This window comes from Rhizobium lusitanum (assembly GCF_014189535.1).
In the GTDB taxonomy this organism is placed as follows: domain Bacteria; phylum Pseudomonadota; class Alphaproteobacteria; order Rhizobiales; family Rhizobiaceae; genus Rhizobium; species Rhizobium lusitanum_C.
On sequence record NZ_CP050307.1, the window covers coordinates 478,582 to 497,691 of the forward strand.

Consider the following 19,110-nt stretch of genomic DNA (forward strand, 5'->3'; position numbering starts at 1 on the left):
ACTCTCTCCCGGTTTTTGCGGCCGGAAGGGCCCCGCAGCATCGCTGCGGGGCCTTGCCTTTTTAGCCTTTGCGAAGAAGATGAAAATCCAAAAGCCTCTATTTTCCAAGCCACTATCGAATGGAAAAGCCGATCGGACTGCGCTAGAAACGGAGCGGAGTTTGGGAGAGATCAAAGACATGACCAATTCAGACATTTTCAGCGCCGGTACCTTTGTCGGGCGCGTTTGGCGACCCGATTTGAAGGGACCGGCCGTTGTCGTCGTCCGTGACGGTGCACTTTACGACATTACCTCAAGGGACGCGCCGACCATGCGCGACCTGTTGGAAAAGGACGACCCAGTCAGCTTTGTCCGCGCGCAAAAGGGTGAGGCCGTCGCCAGGCTTGATGACCTGCTCGCAGCTAAGGCTGATGCATCAGCTATCCATCTCCTCGCTCCTATCGACCTGCAGGCGATCAAGGCCTGCGGCGTCACCTTCGCCCGCTCGATGCTTGAACGTGTCATCGAGGAGCGTGCCGCCGGCAATCCGGATCTGGCGGAATCGATCCGCGGTAAGGTCACGGCGCTCATCGGCGACAGCCTGCGCAACCTGAAGGCCGGTTCGCCGGAAGCGGCCAAGGTCAAGGCGGCGCTGATCGAAGAGGGTGTCTGGTCGCAATATCTCGAAGTCGGCATCGGCCCGGATGCCGAAGTCTTCTCTAAGTCGCAGGTTATGTCCTCGATGGGGCCGGGCGCCGATGTCGGCCTGCATCCGATTTCGAAGTGGAACAATCCCGAGCCAGAAATCGTGCTCGCTGTCGATAGCAAGGGCCGCGTCAGGGGCGCGACGCTCGGCAATGACGTCAACCTGCGCGATGTCGAAGGACGCTCGGCGCTGCTGCTTGGCAAGGCGAAAGACAATAACGCCTCCTGCTCGATCGGTCCCTTCATTCGCCTGTTCGACGAAACCTATACGCTCGATGACGTGCGCAACGCCGATCTCGACCTCAAGGTGGAAGGCGAAGACGGCTATGTCCTGCACGGCCGTTCGTCGATGAAGGAGATTAGCCGCGATCCGCTCGAGCTGGTCTCTCAGACCATCGGCCGCCATCATCAATATCCTGATGGCTTCATGCTGTTCATGGGGACCCTTTTCGCCCCGGTGGAGGACCGTGATACGCCGGGCCAAGGCTTCACCCACAAGATCGGCGACATCGTCACCATCTCCAACGACAGACTCGGTTTCTTGAGGAACCGCGTGCTTCTATCGACGGAATGCGCGCCCTGGACTTTCGGTGTCTCGCATCTGATGCGCAATCTGGCAGGGCGCGGGCTGATTTGACGGGGATATAAAGAGGGATTTCGCGGGCGAATTTTTCGTCCGTTGACCGCTTTGTTCTATCGAATGCGCTATGGGCGGCAAGATCGGCCATAGCAGTCTCACTGCATCACAGGCACTCCGGCTTCCGCCGCTGCCTTGATCAGCGCCTCGCGCGCTGCGTCCGGGTGGACGACGCCCATCATCGCGTCGAGGCATACCCGTATTGCTGACAGATACTCTTCGCCGTCTTCAATTGGCCAATGTTCCAGCAACGTCTCGGTGGCAGCCTGTACCGAATTGACGCGCCGATATTCTCCGGTGCCCTCCATCACCAATGTCACGGCAGGGAAAAGCCGCAAAGTGTCTCGTTTCAAAACGCATTACCTCCAAAGCACACATACTTTGATAACCTTGCAAGATGCATTCCGGATAGAACGTCGAGATCATCAAATCATACCGGGGCCTGCAGCATCGGCGGAGAGATAGGCTACTGAACGGCGCAATCGGCTGCGAAATGCGCCCTTCGTTGCTGGGGTCTTTACGGACGCCGATAGGATCGACTACCGGGGTGCTGCTCCAGCTCGCGCAGTCACGATCCAGACGGAAGCCAAAAGCTCTACCTTGGAAGGGTCTCCCAGTGCGGCCAGGGTCTTCCGCAAGAGAGGTTCGGCAGTTGTCCGAAGAGCGGGATTTTCACGAACGATTTTTCCGAGCGGCCCCACTTTCAGAAGCACCCTCGTCATCGCGTCCAGATCTCCGCTGGACACCTTCTCATCGTGCGATTGGATGATGATCTCTCCGAACCCGGCAGCCTCAAGGGTGCGGCGGATATATTCGGGGTCGGCAAAGCTGAAGGGACGCTCATCGACAGGCGACTGCAACCCCGCCGCTGAGAGCGGGAGATGATCCAATTCATTGTGCTTGAGGGAGCGCCAGCAAGTAAATGCCAGCACTCCTGATGGCCTGAGAACTCGACGGAAATTGGCAAAGGCGGCGACCGGATCGTTGAAGCTCATGACGCCGAATCGAGAGAATACGGCATCCGCACTCTCTGACAGTAAATCCAGAGACTGAGCGTCTGCCTGGATCAACCTCACCTGGCTAAGCGGCCCGGTTCTTTGCCTGGCGATTTCCAGGAGCAAAGGCGCCACGTCCACCCCGATCACCTGGCCTTCCGTTCCAACACGCTCTGCGAGTTGGAGAAGCGTCTGTCCGGTGCCGCATCCTATATCGAGAACGACGTCTCCCGCACTCGGATCCAGCATTTCGATGGCTCGCAGTCCCAAGGGACAAAGCTGGAGGTCAATGAGCTCATACACCTCGGCCCACGCCTTTGCGTGGAGGAGACTCGGAGACAAAACATCGACTGAGTCTTGATCGGGCATTGGAGATCCATGGCAGGCGCGAAGAGCCACGTCCCATAGAGCCGGTATGGGACGTGCAGCATAGATCCGTTCTTCGCATAAGGATTTAACGCAACCTCAAACGGCGAGGGGAGAATTTAATCTCAATGGGTCGACATCGATTGCGGTTGCTGCTGACGGCTGCGGGCGGCGGTGAGTTCGGAGGTGGTGTGATTGAGGCGGTCGGCGAGGACACGCATGATTTCGACGGCCATTTCGGGAAAATCGCTGAGCAACTTCAGGAAGTGTTCCTTGCTGATCTTCAGCGCTTCCAGCCGCGAGGTCGCCTTGACGGTAGCTGTGCGGGAGACGTCGCAGAGAATTGCAATCTCGCCGACGATGGAGTTGATGTCGACTTCGGCGACCTTGATCTCGCCAGAAGGGCTGTCGACAAGAATATCAGCAGTTCCTGAAAGAACAACATAGGCGGCGTCGCCCTGATCGCCCTGATGAAACAACGCCTGGCCGGCATTGTAGCTGACGCGATCCGAGGTAAATGCCAACAACTTCAATTTCGCGGGTGCGATGCGCGCGAAAATCGGCACCCGTTTCAGCATTTCAACTTCGTCCTTCAGAAGCATGAGCTTCAAATCCCCAGTTTCAGGCCCCAGATATCCCCGCGCAATAGGATATTACGATAACAGTTCTTTGAACATCCCGTTTTTTTCTAAAAGATCGGTCGTTGTACCGCTTTCAACCAGGCTGCCATGGTTGAAAACCAGAACGCGATCGAACAACTCGGCAAAACTCGGATTGGTCAGTACCCAGATGAGCGCCGGCTTATCTGCTCTATTGTCGAATTCGCTCAGGATGGCCCGCAGGATCTGATCCTGAACGCGGTGGTCGAGCGCGGGCAGCGGGCGATTGCAGATGAGGTAATCTGCTTGCTTTAGCAAACTGCGGCCAAGATTGAGCTTTTGCCGCTGCACGTTGGTCAGCCGCTTGCCGCCGGACCCGACGTCGAAATCCAGCCCGATCGACAACACACTGTCCTGCATACCAAGCCGTTCGAACACGTCATACATGATGGAGTGAATACGCTCGGGAGCATTCGCCTGCTGGTGCGCGATCCTGCCGAACAGCACGTTGTCCATCAATGTTGCCGAGGCGGTAAAGCGCTCTGGATCGTAGCGCTCGATTCCCTCGGCGAGATCGGCGGGGATATGCTCGTAGAACTTGGCGCGCGTCCCCACGATCTTTTCCATCAGCGTCTGGGTCAGCAGACCGAAGCGGTGGCGAGGCTCGATATAAGAGAAGCTGAGGCGGATGATCGCTGTCCGTTCGTCTGACGACGCGGCCGAGAAACCCTTGCCGTTCAATTTTTGCAGCAGTGCCTCGTAGGTCGGAATATCTTCCGGCGTCATGAAGGTAAGCTGCTGGAAGAAGGGGTGGTCCGGCGGCAGATCGGTAAAGAGTTCGACAGCGTTCTCGGCAATTTCCAGTCCCATGTCGTAGAGGTCGGTATTGAGGCCGGTCTCGGTGAACAGTTGTTGGAAATAGGGGTGTGCGGCAAGCTTCCGGTTGGTCATCTGCGGACGCTTCAGCGTGCCGAATAGCAGGTTTTCGCCGACTGTTGCCTGCGGATTATAGGCATCAAACTCAAACGGCACGACAAGCCCTTCGAGACTCTCCTCCTTCAGCCCGAGCCGCAGCGCCTGGCGAAGCTCGACGATGCGTGAGGCGAGATCCTCATGCGCCTCCGTATCGACGGTCGAGCGCAGCGCCATGTCGAGAATGTCCTGGGACATGGCCACGATATCGAGAACGGGACGAATGGCAGCGTAAATATCGTTCGGGCCGGTGGCGCCGGCAGCGGCATAGTCCACCCAGTCGCTGTTAAGATCCATTTCCGGATTGCCGGCGCGACGTGCCTCGATCATCTGCCATTTGAGCTTGTTGGCTGCCTTCTCGTCATAAGCCACTGTGGTCAATGGTGCGTGCTTCAGGCCATAGAGGAGATTGCTGCGCAGTGTGCCGTGGAAGAAGAATGTATCCGAGGAGGCATAGGCGATGCGCCGCCCCGTCAGCGATTCCGGCAGTTCCAGCAGGTCGTTACCATCAATGGTGATACGGCCGGTATCCGGCCAGATCAGCCGGCCCAACGCTTCGGCAAGATATTCGCCCCCAGCACCGCTTTCGCCGACAATCGCCAGCGTTTCGCCGGGGTTGATCTCGACGGAGACGTGATCCAGCACGCGGGCGCCGCTATCATCGACGACGGTGAGGTTGGTGGCGACCAGCGGATGGGTAATGCGGCCGGCGGGGGCGAGCGAGACAAGCTGGGTCTTCGGATCGATCATGCCGTCGACGCTGAACTGTTCGACCACCTGATTGTATTTGACCTGAACATCCTGGCGCGACTGATCCCAGTCGATGAGCTCCTTCAGCGGCCCCGGCAGGTCCTTGTAAGCGTTGATGACGGCAACGAGCTGGCCGATATCGAGCCGCCCCTGCAGGGCCAGAAACCCGCCGATCGAATAAAACAGGAAGGGGGTCACCTGGGCGAGGAAGTTGTTGATGAATTTCACCATGAACTTCCACTGATAGAGATCGTAGCGGATCGAGAAGATCAGCCCGAGACGAGCCGCGATGTCGGCACGCTCCAGGTTGGAGGTGTCGTTGGCATGGATCGTGCCGATACCCTCGACGATCTCGCCGACGCGGCCGGACAATTCGCGCGCCGTCAATTGCCGTTGGCGGCCAAGCTCGAGCAGCCGCTTGCGCATGCGCGGAATGACGATCGCCTGCACCGCGACGATGGCGGCGGCGATCATGCCCAGCCAGAAATTCTGCATGATGATGAAGATGAGCGCTGTGAGCGCCTGGCCGCCGAGCAAAGCCGGCTGCACGAAAGCGTCGCCGGTGAAGCCGCCCATGGGCTCCACCTCGTCCTTGATCATGGTGGCGATCTCGGCCGGCTTCACCCGCTTGAAATGCGCCGGCGGGAAACGCAGCACGCGGTCGATCAGCTCGAAACGGATGCGGCGCAGCATGCGCTCGCCGAGACGACCCTTATAGGTGTTGATGTAGAGCTTGAAGAGGCCGTTGAGGACGACGAGCGCCAGGAACACCAGGCTGAGCGCGATCAGCATCCAAAAGCGTGTGAGGTGCAGGCCCTCAAATACTTCGACATGCCCGATCAGCGGCAGGTCGAAGGCAATATGCATAAAGGTCTGGGTGTCACCGGGATGTTCGAAACCCTTGCCTTGAATGGGCCCGTTGACGATCTGCTTCGGCAAATCGAAGGACAGAAAGTAAGGGATCATCGAAGCTGCGACGATCGTCAGGATCCAAATCTGCTCCAGTCGGGTATTCGACCAGATGTAACGCGCTAGGCTTTTTTCCATCGCTTATTGCATGCTTCCAAATTCAACAGTCTTCGCCGCGAATGCGGACGCCGATGTTGTAGAGGTGCGGGAGGATTTCATTGTGGATGCGCGGCCCCATATCGAAAACGGGACGCACCCGGTCTTTCGCCCAGGCTCCCCCGATTCATTTATTTCTATTTTATATCACAACATTGCGGAAAACGAGGGGGGCAAAAATGACGAGAAGGTGACAGACCGTCACTGTGATTTCAGGAGAAATCACGGATGATGGCTGCGGTCCGTTCGGCGCCGGAAAGGTCGATATCGGGGTTGGACGGCTTTGGCCGCGACAGGGCATTGTCGATGGCCCCGACGAGCAGATCCGTTGTCAGTCCCGCCTCCGGCAGGGCCAACGCCAGCCCGAGCTTTTCCAGCCGTTCGGCGCGGACGGACTGCTCCGTCTCGCCGCCGGCGGTAAAAGGAACCAGGATGGAGCGGCAACCGGTGACGAGGAGATCGCCGACCGTGTTGTAGCCCGCCTGCGAAATCGACAGTTCCGCGCCGCGCAGCAGAGACGGGAAATCCTTGCGAAAACGGACGACAGTGACATTGCCCGGCGCGTCCTTGGTCAAAGCGATAAAATCCTGCTCCGGCAGGTTCGGCCCGGTCACCAGCAGCCAACGGCGGTCGATCGCGGTTCGGCTTGCCGCTTCCAGGCAAGCGCGGATCAGGTCGCGCCCAACTGCGCCACCGCCGGCGGAAACCACGACGTCGAAGGTCTCGGTCGACTCTGGCGGCAAAGGCGGCGCGACAATGCCGGTATAGGTGATCTTGTCGGAAATGGCCGCTGTCAGCGGAAATGTCTCTTCCAGCCGCACGAAGCTCGGATCGCCATGGACGAGAACGCCGTCGAAATGATCCCGCAGCAGGTTTACCGTCTCCTCGTCACGTCCCGGCTTTTTCTGTTGCTGCAGGATATCGCGCACCGAACTGTAGAGTTTCGGCTTCGGATTGGCCGATGCGATGGCATCGAGCAGCGGCAACAGTTCGAAGCGCATTTGGCGCCGCCCGAACGGAAAGGCCTCGATGATGACGACATCGGGCGCAGCGGTGCGGAAGGCTTCCAGCAACCCATCGCGGCGGGCGGATAGGAATTCCTCGCCGACGGCATTTCCCGATTGATCGGCAAGGCCAGAGAACCCGGCGCTGCTGGCAACGACCGGCGGGAGAATGATGGAAATAACATCTGGGCCGGGGAAGCCGCTCACCGGCACGCCGCCGGTGACGACCGTCACCTCACAGCCGTCCTTTGCCATCGCGCTGGCGATGCGGCTAGCGCGGGCAAGATGGCCGATGCCGAGCAGATGCTGCACGTAAAAGAACACGCGTGGGGACGAGGTACGGGGGGCTGTCATGCCGATTTCCGCCATTGCTCTTCTTGTTGCCACTGCTCCTCGAACAGCCGCGTCAACTGCCGAATGCTGGAATGATGATCGAAATGCTCGCGGACACGCTTTTCGGCAGCGTCGCCGAGCCGGTGGCGTAGCGCCGGATCGCGGATCGCCCGTTCCAATGCCGCCGCCAGCGCTTGCGGGTCTTCCGGCGGCACGACGAAACCGTTTTCGCCGTCTGTCAGCAGTTCCGGCACGCCGGAAATATTGGTGGAAAGACAGGGGAGGCGCTGGCTGGATGCCTCGACCAGCACGTTCGGCAGGCCGTCGCGGTCGCCGTCGGCGGCCACGCGGCAGGCAAGCGCGAAGAGATCCGCCTGGCGGTAATGCGCCAGTACGTCTTCCTGCGCCAGTGCGCCTTTCCAGGTGATGCGATCGGCAATCCCGAGCGTGTCGGCAAGCGACTTCAGCTTCGTCAGGCCGTCGCCGCCGCCAATATGGGTAAAGCGCCAATGAAGGTCGGCGGGCAGCAGCGCCAGCGCCCTCAGGAGCACATCATAACCCTTTTTCTCCACGGCACGGCCGACGCTGAGGAGAAAGGCGGGATCGGAGGCCTGCGAGCCGTCGCGGTCGGAATGTTCGCCCGCAAAGCGGCCAAAGCGGTCGAGATCAAGGCCATGATAACTGAGATGCACATGGTCGGGCATCGACGTCAGTTCGCGCATGTGTTCATAACCGCTGCGGGTGCAGGTCACCGTCCAGCGGGCGCGTCCGAGCTTTTCCGATAGCTCCCAGTCCGGCGAGGTCCAGATATCCTTGGCATGCGCCGAACAGGTCCAGGGAATGCCGGTCATGATGCTGGCATAGGCCGTCACCGAGGCGGGTGTATGGATGAAATGCGCGTGCAGCCATTCGCCATTGTCGGGCCACTCATGCGCCAGCACCAGCGCCTGGCCAAAACGGCGAAAGCGGTTCGGCGTGATGTCCCGCTTGAGATCGGCCCAGAACTGTTTCAGCAACGGCTTGAAGCCGGGCTTCCGGATGCCGGCAAAGAAAGCACGCAGCACGCGCAGCGGCTCGTCGTGGAGATATTCCGGCAGGTAGACGACCCGCGCCTTGATCTCGTCATGGACGGGGTGACGCTTCTTGTCCGTCGGCCTGCGCATCGAAATCAATGTCAGGTCGAAGCCGGCCCTCTCGAGACCGAGCAGCTCCTGCGCGATGAAGGTCTCGGACAGGCGGGGATAGCCCTTGAGGACCACCAGGATCTTTTTGCGCATCGATGGGTTCCGATGCTTTATTCGGCGACGACGGACAGGGGAGGATACTGCTCGCGATCGTCGAACCATTCGCCGACGATGCGGGAGATATGCACCAGCCCTTCCAGCCGCATGATCTCGCTGCTCGCCGATGGCGGCGCGCGTGTCGGCAGGCGTTTCAGCGCGGCAGCGAGCTGCTTCGGATCCGCAGACTCCTCCGGCAGCAGCATGTCGACGAGACCGAGTTCGCTCGCACGCTGGGCGCGGATCAGCTGCTCCTCCCGTGGCTTTGTGCGCGGGATGATCAGCGCCGGCTTGTCGAAGGACAGGATTTCGCAATAGGTGTTGTAGCCACCCATGGCGACCACGCCTTTGGCGCCGGCGATCAGCTCCTCCATCTTGTTGTCGAACTCGATCACCTGCAGACAGGCAATCTTGCTTGCGCGCTTCAGAAGCTGAATGCGCTCCTTGGCGGGCATATAGGGGCCAAGCACGATCAGCGTCTTGTGTTGCAGCGTATGGTCTTGCTCGAAGGCGCTGACGACATCGTTGACGAGATCGGCGCCGTCGCCGCCGCCGCCGGTGGTGACGAGAAGATAGTCTTCATCCGGCACATGTTCTGATTTCGCGCCTTGCGTGGAGACGCTGCGCTGCAGAAATCCGACGAATTCCATTTTCCGGCGCACGCCTGGCGGCACGTCGAGACCGACCAGCGGGTCGTGAAAATCCGGCGGGCCGTAGACCCAGACGCGATCATAGAACTGATCGATCTTCTGGAGCACGTTGTTCTTCTTCCATTCGGCCTCGAGCAGATGGGGGGCATCCATGACGTCGCGCATGCCGAGCACGAGCGTCGTGCCGCGCGCCTTCAGATAGTGCAGGGTCTCCTCGACCTCGCCCTTCAGGCCCATCGGCTCCTTGTCGACGATGAAGATATCTGGCTGGAAGGTCTCCGCTGTGTGGCGGATGATCGACTGGCGCATCTTCAGCGTTTCCTGAAGATCGACATGGCTTGCCATCGACGTATACTCGCCGTCGCGCAGCTTGATCACGCTCGGCACCTTCACGAAATCCACTCGTGCTCGATAATCGAAAGCGCCGGCGATCGTCGCGCCGGAAATGATCAGGACCTTCAGTCCACGATAGTTCTCGACAAGCGCATGCGCGATGGTCCGGCACCGTCTGAGATGCCCCAGACCAAACGTGTCGTGGCTATACATGAGGATTCGAGCATCTTCTAAGCGCCGCTTCATGGGCAAAACCTCAGGACTGAAAGTCATTTTCGCGGGTTCTCTGCAAACGACGTCCGCGGCCGCTCTTCGAATTGCAATCCATTTTCGGGCCACGCTTTCCGCTATTTGTAGGGATCGGCCGCGTCGCGCAAGCCGTCTCCTAAAAAGTTGAACGCCAGAATGACCAAAATCACCGGCACCATCGGAAAAAGAAGCCAGGGATAAAACGCAATAACGCTGGCGCCGCGAGCTTCGGTCAGCAGAATACCCCAACTGGTGATCGGCGGGCGAAGGCCGAGGCCCAGAAAGCTCAGCGCGGTTTCGCCGAGAATCATGCTGGGGATCGAAATCGTCGCCGTCGCGATCAGATGCGACATGAATCCGGGCACGAGATGCCTGCCGATGACGCGGGGCGAGCTCGCACCCATCAACTGTGCAGCAAGAACATAGTCTTCTTCACGCAAAGACAAGAGCTTGGAGCGAACGGCTCGTGCAAGCCCCGTCCAATCGAGAATGCCGAGAATGATGGTGATGCCGAAGTAGATCAGGATGGGGCTCCAGCTCACCGGCATGATCGCTGCAAGCGCCATCCACAGCGGCAGGCTCGGCAGCGATTGCAGCACTTCGATAACGCGCTGGACCAGAAGATCGAAGATACCGCCATGATATCCGGCGAGGCCGCCGATGACGATCCCGAGCACGAAGCTGATGGCGATGCCGATCAATCCGATCGTCAGCGAGATGCGCGCGCCGTAGATGATCCGAGACAATACGTCGCGGCCCAGGCGGTCGGTGCCGAGCAGGTACATCTGGCCACCGACGGCGGGGCAGACCAGATGGATGTCCGAATCTACCATGCCCCAGAAGCGATAGGGATCGCCATGGCAGAGGAAGCGGATCGGCTGAACATCGGTGGAATTTTCGGTATAGACCCGCCGCAATGTGTCGAGATCGAGCGTCATCGTGCGGCCATAGACGAAGGGGCCGACGAACTTGCCCTGGTCGAAGAGATGGATCGCCTGTGGCGGCGAGTGGATATATTCGACATTCCGGGTGTGCAGCCCGTACGGCGCCAGAAACTCCGAAATCAGGATCGTGCCGTAGAGCAGGATCAGGAAGATGCCGGACGCGAGAGCGAGCTTGTGCCGCTTGAACTTCCACCACATCAGCCGCTTCTGCGAGGCCTGGTAATAACGCGCCTGACCGGCGGACATGGCTTCGAACTGATCCGGATCGAAGGCGGCGGTAGAGACGTAATGCTCCAATGGGGCGCCGGGGCGCGGCAGGGATGCGGTCACTTTGTGCTCCTGCCTTGCAAGCGGATACGTGGATCGAGGAAGCCGAGGGCGATATCGGAGATCAGTACGCCGATGACGTTCAGGAAGGCGAGGAACATCAGGAACGAGCCGGCGAGATACATGTCCTGGCTCTGTAACGCCTTGATCAGCATCGGCCCGGTCGTTTCCAGCGACAGTACGATGGCGGTGATTTCCGCGCCGGAAATGATCGACGGCAGGATGGAGCCGATGTCGGCGACGAAAAAGTTCAGCGCCATGCGCAGCGGATATTTCACCAGCGCTTTGAGGGGATGCAGCCCCTTGGCGCGAGCGGTGATGACATATTGCTTCTGCATCTCATCGAGCAGATTGGCGCGCAGGCGTCGGATCATGCCGGCCGTGCCCGCCGTGCCGACGATGATGACCGGAATCCATAGATGCGACAGGATCGAGCGCGCCTTTTCCCAGCTCATCGGCTGCGATAGGTATTTCTGATCCATCAGATGGCCGATCGAGACGCCGAACCAGACATTGGCGAAATACATCAGGATCAGCGCCAGCATGAAGTTCGGGATGGCGATGCCGAGCAGGCCGAAAAAGGTCAGGCCGTAATCGCCCCAACTATACTGATGAGTGGCGGAATAGATGCCGATGGGGAAGGCGATCAGCCAGGTCAGCAGGATCGTCGTCATCGAGACGAGGATCGTCAGCCATACTCTGTCGCCGACGACTTCGGACACCGGCAACTGATATTCAAAGGAATATCCATAATCGCCATGCAGCATTCCGGCGGCCCAATAGACATATTGCAGGGCCATGGGCTTATCGAGCCCGTATTCGTGGCGAAGGTCAGTGATTTCCTGCAGGTTGGCAGTCTCGCCCTGCGCGCGAAGTTCGGCGATCTGGCTTTCGAAGAAGTCGCCGGGCGGCAACTGGATGATGGTGAAGACCAGCATCGAAATGACGATCAGCGTCGGAACCATCACCACGATGCGCCAGAGGATATATTTAAGCATGTGCCTGATCCTCCTTCAGCCAAAAGGTATCGGGCATATAGATGCCGAGATAGCAGGTCGGATCGAAGCCATAGAGTGCCTTCTCGGGCACATTCTGCAGGCGTGACGAGTGCAGGATCGGCTGCATCGTGCCGTTGATCAGCCCGATGGAGAAGACTTGTTCGGAATAGATCGACAGCATCTTATGCCATATCTCGGCGCGCTCGAAGGAGGAGGCCGCTTTTCCCCATTCGCCGAGAAGCCTGACCAGTTCCGCCGCCTCCGGTACATCCGGCGCGACGCCCTGGGTTTGGCGGGAAAGATAGTACATGCCCCAAAGCGGCCATTGCATCTGATCGTCCATCGTCGGTGCAAGTTGGCCGGGGTTCATGTCCGCGGTCGCCACCCCATTGTCGAGGCCGTACCAGATCGACATCATGATGCGGCCGCCCATGGCGCGGCTGCGAAAGATGTCGCGTTGCGAGACGCGGGTGAAGAGTGCGATGCCGACCTTGCGCCAATGATCGGTGATCAATTCCAATACGTCGGTATCGAGCGTGCTTTCGCCGGGGGTCTCGACCGTAATTTCCGCGCGTCTGCCATCCGGCAGCAGGCGAATACCGTCCTCGTCGCGCTTGTCGAGGCCGGCGGCATCCAGCAGTGCATTGGCTTGAGCCGTATCGTGAGCAATCCATGCGGCGGCGTATTCCGGCTTGTAGAGCGGGCTTTCCGGCAGCACGGTGTCGGCGCTTTCGGTGCCCAGACCGTAGAAGACTGCCATGTTGATCTCGTGCCGATCGATTGCCAGCGACAGCGCCCGGCGCACGCGCACGTCGCGCAAGACGTCGCGCCAGACTGGATCGGCACTGTTGAGGTTCGGCAGCAAAGCGACGCGTGAACCGCGCGTCGATTTCCAGAGATTGACCTTCACCGGATAGTGCTTCTCAGCGTCCTTTAGGAGGGTGTAGTCGTTGAAGTCGAGGCCTGTCGCCTGCAGGTCGCTTTCACCGGCGCCGGTTTTTGCCGTGATGATTGCTGCCGAGCTGATACTCAGAACAAAACGGTCGACATAGGGCAGCTGCCGGCCATTTTCGTCGACGCGGTGGAAATAGGGGTTGCGCTCGAAAACGAATTGTTCGGCCGGCGGCGCGGTCGTGTTGCGCCAGGGATCGAGCACGGGCAGCTTGGGGTTCTCCGGCCTATAGGCACGGCCCTTCTTGATGTGCATATCCTGCCATTTGCGCACACGGGCTTCCTGCATCAGCGCAGCAAGCCGGATACTGTCCTGATATTTCTTATGAAACTGCTTCAGATAATGGCCGGGGCCGGAGATCACCAACGGCTGGGGCGCGGCCAGGCTCGGCAGGAAATCCGGATTGGGCTGATCCCAGGAATAGCGCACCGTCAGCTCGTCCAGCACTTCGAAACGTGGCAGGCTGCCATGCGGGCGCAGCTCCAGTGCGCCGCCACCCGGCGTCAGTTCCTTGTTGAGGATGACGTCTTCCCACCAATAGCGGAAATCATCCGAGGTGAAGGGGTGGCCGTCCGACCACTTATGCCCCTTGCGCAGCTTGAAGGTGAAAACGCAATCATTGAGCGCGGAGTAGGATTCGAGAATATCGGGCTGCAGCGTCAAGGTTCGATCATAGCCGACAAGGCGGGCATAGCCATAGATCGTCATGAATCGGATATCGTTCTGGCTGCCGATGATCGTGCGAACCGTGCCGCCATAATGGCCGGGTGCATGGCCCAGGGCCTTGATGTTGACGACACGTGGAAATTTCGGCAGGCGCTTGACGAGCGGCGGCATCTGGCCGGAGCGGAGCCAATCCGCCAGGTAATCCGGTTCGTTGTCGACCTCCGCCGCCATAGCAGGCAGCGGCAGGACGCTGGAGGCCATCAGGCCAAGGAAGGTTCGACGGCTTACCACGCGCGCAATTCCTGAACATCGGCGCCGCGGCGAGCGCGCACGAAATGACCGCCGCCAAGATCGGCATAGGCGAGATCCCCGCCGTCTTCTTCCGCAAAATGCGGCCCCCAATTCTGCTTGGCGGCCGGACCTTCGCTGTTCAGCGCCGAGAAATCAAGCGGCCGATCAAGGTCGGGGAAGGGGACGGCGGCCAGCAGCGAGCGGGTATAGGGATGGACCGGATCGCGAAGGATGATCTCGCGCGGAGCGATCTCGACGATGCGGCCGCGCGCCATGACGGCGATACGGTCCGCCATGTAGTCGACGACGGCGAGGTTGTGCGAAATAAAGAGGTAGGTAAGGCCAAGCTCTTTCTGCAAATCCTTGAGAAGATTGAGGATTTGTGCTTGTACCGAGACATCGAGCGCCGAGACGGGCTCGTCGAGGATCAAGAGCTTCGGCCCGAGAGCAAGAGCGCGGGCAATGCCGATGCGCTGGCGCTGGCCGCCGGAAAAGCTGTGAGGGTAGCGGCTCAGATAGTGCTGATCGAGCCCGATCGCCTGCATCAGCCCCTTGACCTTTTCCGTGCGCTCGGCGCTGTCGCCGTGCCGGTGGATTTCCAGTGGCTCGCTCAGGATGTTGCGGATCGTCATGCGCGGCGACAGGGAGGAAACCGGGTCCTGGAACACCATCTGGATCTTCGTGCGCAAATCCATGAGCGCGTCGCCCTTGACCGCCAGCACGTCGATCTTGCCGTCGCTGTCGTTGAAGCTCACCGAGCCGCTGTCGGCGCTGACGGCACGCATCAGGATCTTGCTGACTGTCGTCTTGCCGCAACCGCTTTCACCGACGAGCCCCAGACACTCGCCACGGCGGATATCGAAACTGACATCGTCGACCGCTCGAAACCTCGTTCCCTCCCGACGACCGAACAGGCCGCCTCCCTTGGACGTATAGGTCTTGACGAGGTTACGCACCGAAAGCAGTACTTCTGGCGCGGCCTTGCCGCCGGCATTGTCTTTGGCGATTTTCTTCTTGCCGGAGAAGGTGCCGAGATTGACCGGCACGTCGCGCAGCGATTTCAGCCGCTCGCCTGGTTTCATGTCGAAATGTGGCACCGCTGACATCAGCGCCTTTAGATAGCGATGCTGCGGCTGGCGGAAGATGGTCTCGACCGGCCCGGCCTCCATGATCTCGCCGTGATAGATCACCACGACTTCGTCGGCCATGTTGGCAACGACACCGAGATCATGGGTGATCAGCAGCATGGCCATGTTGAATTTCTGCTGCAGGCTGCGCAGCAAGCCGAGGATCTGCGCCTGGATGGTGACGTCGAGCGCCGTCGTCGGCTCGTCGGCGATCAACAGCGCCGGATTGCAGATCAGCGCCATCGCGATCATCGCGCGCTGACGCATGCCGCCCGACAGCTCGAACGGATACATGTCGAAGGTACGGTGTGGATTCTGAAAACCGACGAGACTGAGCATCTCCTCGGTCTGTTCGCGCTGCTCGGCCTTGCTGAGAGCAGGGTTGTGGATGCGCAGCGCCTCGCTGACCTGGTCGCCAACCGTATGCAGCGGCGACAGCGAGGTCATCGGCTCCTGAAAAATGTTGGCCATGCGCGCGCCGCGCATCTGGCGGATCGCGATGCCGTCACGCGGCAGTTGCAGAATGTCGGTGGTCTGACCGTCGAGCGGATCGGTAAACAGAATACGGCCGCTCGCCTGCGCGGGCGTCGGCAGGATGCCCATGATCGACTGGCTGATGATCGACTTGCCGGAACCGGACTCGCCGACCAGCGCCGTCACCTTGCCGGGGAGAACCCGCAAGTTGGCGTTTTTCACCACGCGCAACTTGTCCCCGTAAATCGAGAACGAGACGTCGAGGTTCTCGATACGCAATAAATCAGTCCCTGACGCCATGCCTGTGTAGTCCCAATTGCACGACCTTATACGGTCCCATTTGGCACACTAACGTAGGCCATAACGGGTGTCCAGTTGGTCAAAGCAGGACTTGAACAGTAAAAAAACTGTCATTTTTCCAATGATCTATCGGGAAATGCTTAACTAAGCATGCCTTATTATCATTGAATGAACTTTTCGACTTGCGGGCGGTTCTCGAACTTCTTGGCGTCCCGGTGCAGCAGAATAACCTGCTCAGCCTCCGACAGAGCGTCGATCGCTGTATCGTGAAAGACTTCGGAAGTACCGTTCTGCGCGGCATTGGCCTTTGGATGGACGACCGTGAAACGCTGCCGCACGCCGCGCAGCCGCTCTTCGCCAAGCGTCACCCATTCGCTGTCGGTGTAACCGGAAAAAGCCTGGCTCGCGATCACTTCCGTCGAATATTTCTTGGTCAGCGACTGTAGCCGCTGCACCTCGTTGACGGCGGCGCCGAAGGCCGAGAAGGTCAAGCGGTCCTTCAGCCCGACATTGCCGAACATGACGTTGCCGACATGCAGCCCTATGCCGTAGCGCACTTCGCTGAGGCCACGGCTCTGACGATCCTTGTTCAGCGCGGTGACCCGGTTCTGCGCCTGGAAAACGGCGGATAGTGCCGCCTCACAGGCGACCTTGGAGGGATCCTTGTGCCGGCCGCAGGGATAGACGGCGAGAAAGCCATCGCCCAGGAAACTCAAAATCTCGCCGCCGTTGCGGTTGAATGGCGCGGCGATGGCGTCGAAGAACTCGTTCAGCGTATCGATATAGGCTTGGCGCCCTTCTTTCTCGGCGTAAACGGTCGATTCCCGCATGTCGCCCATGACGAGGGCCGCGCGAATAGTCTCACCGTCGCCGCGGCGGACCTGGCCGTTCAGGACGCGCTTGCCGGCGTCGCCGCCGAGATAGGTTGTCAGCATGTTGTTGGCGAGCTTGCCGAGAACCGCCACCTTGGCCGCCATGGCAAGGTGGTTCTGCATGCGCATCAGCGCGCCGATCATTTCCTCGCTAAAGCCGCTGATGCTGTCGGTCGACCAGGAGCCCATCATCCCCTGGGTCGAGCCGGCGCCAAAGGTCTGTACGAAGGCTATGTAGTCGGTAATCTTTTCTCCGCGCAGGTCCCCGAAGACCGGAAATTCCAGCGGCCCATCGACGTCGATCCGGCGGCGCAGATGCAGGAGATTGTTGGAAAGCAGATAATAATAGGGGCTTTGCACGAAGCGGTCCGGCTTGTCGTCCGTATGCCGGTAGCCTTCGATCGTTAACCCACCGGCGCGCCGCCAGGTGAAGCCGAGCGCGTCATAGAGCGGATGCAGCATCGAAAAGGTCAGGTGCACGCGGGCGATCGGCAGGCCGGAAGCCGCCATCCGCTCGCAGAAACCGCGAACGATGGTCTCCAGGTCTTCGCCGGTCAGTGCCGCCTGGGTTAGCCATTCCGCGACCTTGTCCAGAAAAATATCGGAAACACTCGAATGAACTGTCATCGCCGCCACGGCCTATCCTTGCAATCAAAAGAACTGCTCATCCTCGGCAACGCGCTACCGATCACATGATGTGGGCTCGGCACCATCGTCTCCAGGCCTATTGGCATAGGTCGGATGAGAGAAATACCCGACAAGCGACGGCACACTTCCTCCGAAACTCAGAATCGCGCCGACGCCCTGAAAAGATTTCAACGCGCCTTTGCCGCCTCCAGGCGAACATATGACGCATTGGAAAATAGGCCGACAGATCTACCGGCTCTCGTTTTGTTCTCCTCAAATAAGGTTCTCATCTCGCTGAAACAATGGTTGAAAACGACGGGGCGTAATAAAAATCCGCCCGCGATGAAAATCGTCATGGCATGCCGGGCGAAGGCAGGGCCGCCGCCGTGGTTTCGCCGGCGTGCAGTTTTTTACGCAATGCCATAGCCGCCATCGCATAGCCGCCGCTGGCGCCGTCGATGAAATGCATATGGTCGCGCATCAGCGGTGTCGGCACGAAACAGGTCATGAGCGCGCTGTCCTGCCGATGCAGGCCATAACGGCAGACGCCTTCGGCCTCGGCCGCGCGCAGCCGCGCCTCAATGCGCCCGAGATGCGCCGCATCGACATCGATGGTCATCTTCAGCCCATCGTCGAATTTGCGGAAATCGGAATTTGCGGCGAGGTCACGTCGATAGATCTTGGCGTCGAAGTTTGCCAGGCGGATGCCGAATTTGTCGAGAATGTAGACGAAAACGATCTGGGCGGCGATCGCAAGCTTGCGCCGCCAGCGATTGGCCGCCAGCGCGGTGGCGCGGGCTTCGATCTCGGTACCTTTGAAGACAAGCGCCAGTGTAGGGCCTTCGACGGGGACGGGATGGCCGTCGCGGTCCTGCCCCACGGAAATGGCGATAACATCGGTCACCAGGCGCCGAAATTCCGGGCCGCTGCCCGCAGCGTCAGGAACGGCGATGATCGAGACGATCTCGCCATTCTGCGCCTTGATCGGGTTCCATCGGCAGGAGAGGCCGGTCAGGTCCGGCCGCGTCTCCGGTGCTGCCGCCTCGACGACAAAGCGTCCTGCCTTCATCTGGCTTTCCGCCCAGCTCGCACCACCGCCGGCGAACATGGCGTAGGACACGAAATCGCTGGGGCTGAAGCGGGCAACGCGTACATCCAGTCCTTCGGCGCGAACGTCCGCCATGGGTACCAGCGCGGTGCGCAGGCTGAGCTGCAACTCTTCCGTCGCCCAGGTCCGCACGGCTGAGAGCGCTTCCCGCACGCGCACTTCACCGGAAGGAGGGATAGCCACAAGAGCGCCGTCTCCGCCGAAGACGAAGGGGTAATCGCCCTTGTCCAGCGCGTTGAGCACGGCGGAAATTACGCTGGCGCCAGCCATGTTGACGGATTTGTAGTGACCAGAGGCGATCGCATTGGTCGAGCTGACGATATCGGCCACCGCCAGCAACCAGTCATCGGGAAGCGGCTGGTAGTTGTCGATGTCCGCCACGCCCTCAAAATGGGTAAAAACCGGCAATGCACGGAAGAAATCGTCGTTCGGATCGGCCATGACACATCTCCCTTCTATGCGCGCCGCAACAATCTATCCCTACAGTAACCGCGTCGAAAAACCAGC

At 59.8% G+C, this 19,110-nt stretch carries 14 protein-coding genes; 1 reads left to right on the top strand and 13 read right to left on the bottom strand.

Features of this window, described 5'->3' with window-relative positions; genetic code table 11:
- Window positions 1–178: 178 nt before the first annotated feature.
- Window positions 179–1,321, top strand: a complete 1,143-nt coding sequence (locus tag HB780_RS05170) for a fumarylacetoacetate hydrolase family protein (protein ID WP_183688977.1) — start codon at window positions 179–181, stop codon at window positions 1,319–1,321.
- Between the two features lie 98 nt (window positions 1,322–1,419).
- Here the strand turns inward: HB780_RS05170 and HB780_RS05175 are convergent, their stop codons facing one another.
- The 13 genes from HB780_RS05175 to HB780_RS05235 form a co-directional block, all read right to left on the bottom strand.
- Window positions 1,420–1,674, bottom strand: coding sequence for a DUF982 domain-containing protein (locus HB780_RS05175; protein ID WP_183688978.1), 255 nt, complete (start codon window positions 1,672–1,674; stop codon window positions 1,420–1,422).
- 186 nt (window positions 1,675–1,860) lie between these two features.
- Entirely contained in the window at window positions 1,861–2,685 is an 825-nt protein-coding gene (locus HB780_RS05180; protein WP_286202971.1) for a class I SAM-dependent methyltransferase, read from the bottom strand.
- Window positions 2,686–2,807: 122 nt separating this feature from the next.
- Window positions 2,808–3,284 carry a cyclic nucleotide-binding domain-containing protein gene (locus HB780_RS05185; protein ID WP_183688979.1) on the bottom strand — a complete coding sequence of 159 codons (477 nt, stop codon included), beginning with the start codon at window positions 3,282–3,284 and terminating at the stop codon, window positions 2,808–2,810.
- Between the two features lie 51 nt (window positions 3,285–3,335).
- Window positions 3,336–6,050, bottom strand: a complete 2,715-nt coding sequence (locus HB780_RS05190) for an ABC transporter ATP-binding protein (RefSeq protein WP_183688980.1) — start codon at window positions 6,048–6,050, stop codon at window positions 3,336–3,338.
- Window positions 6,051–6,280: 230 nt separating this feature from the next.
- A complete protein-coding gene (locus HB780_RS05195) occupies window positions 6,281–7,426 on the bottom strand; it encodes a glycosyltransferase family protein (RefSeq protein ID WP_183688981.1) in 1,146 nt (381 codons plus the stop codon).
- Entirely contained in the window at window positions 7,423–8,682 is a 1,260-nt protein-coding gene (locus HB780_RS05200; protein ID WP_183688982.1) for a glycosyltransferase, read from the bottom strand. Before HB780_RS05200 ends, HB780_RS05195 begins: the two co-directional genes overlap by 4 nt.
- 17 nt (window positions 8,683–8,699) lie before the next feature.
- Window positions 8,700–9,914: a glycosyltransferase family protein gene (locus HB780_RS05205; protein ID WP_183688983.1), complete on the bottom strand. Its 1,215-nt coding sequence runs from the start codon at window positions 9,912–9,914 to the stop codon at window positions 8,700–8,702.
- A 101-nt stretch (window positions 9,915–10,015) separates the two neighbouring features.
- Window positions 10,016–11,191, bottom strand: a complete 1,176-nt coding sequence (locus tag HB780_RS05210) for an ABC transporter permease (RefSeq protein ID WP_183688984.1) — start codon at window positions 11,189–11,191, stop codon at window positions 10,016–10,018.
- Window positions 11,188–12,186, bottom strand: coding sequence for an ABC transporter permease (locus HB780_RS05215; RefSeq protein WP_183688985.1), 999 nt, complete (start codon window positions 12,184–12,186; stop codon window positions 11,188–11,190). Before HB780_RS05215 ends, HB780_RS05210 begins: the two co-directional genes overlap by 4 nt.
- Complete coding sequence (locus tag HB780_RS05220; RefSeq protein ID WP_435693878.1) at window positions 12,179–14,035, bottom strand: ABC transporter substrate-binding protein; 1,857 nt, start codon at window positions 14,033–14,035, stop codon at window positions 12,179–12,181. Before HB780_RS05220 ends, HB780_RS05215 begins: the two co-directional genes overlap by 8 nt.
- Before the next feature lie 53 nt (window positions 14,036–14,088).
- Window positions 14,089–15,996 (bottom strand): ABC transporter ATP-binding protein, encoded by a 1,908-nt coding sequence (locus HB780_RS05225; protein WP_183688987.1) that lies wholly within the window; start codon window positions 15,994–15,996, stop codon window positions 14,089–14,091.
- A 161-nt stretch (window positions 15,997–16,157) separates the two neighbouring features.
- Window positions 16,158–17,495 carry an adenylate/guanylate cyclase domain-containing protein gene (locus HB780_RS05230; RefSeq protein ID WP_183689614.1) on the bottom strand — a complete coding sequence of 446 codons (1,338 nt, stop codon included), beginning with the start codon at window positions 17,493–17,495 and terminating at the stop codon, window positions 16,158–16,160.
- Between the two features lie 352 nt (window positions 17,496–17,847).
- Window positions 17,848–19,044 (bottom strand): DUF3095 domain-containing protein, encoded by a 1,197-nt coding sequence (locus HB780_RS05235; RefSeq protein ID WP_183688988.1) that lies wholly within the window; start codon window positions 19,042–19,044, stop codon window positions 17,848–17,850.
- Between the last annotated feature and the right edge of the window lie 66 nt (window positions 19,045–19,110).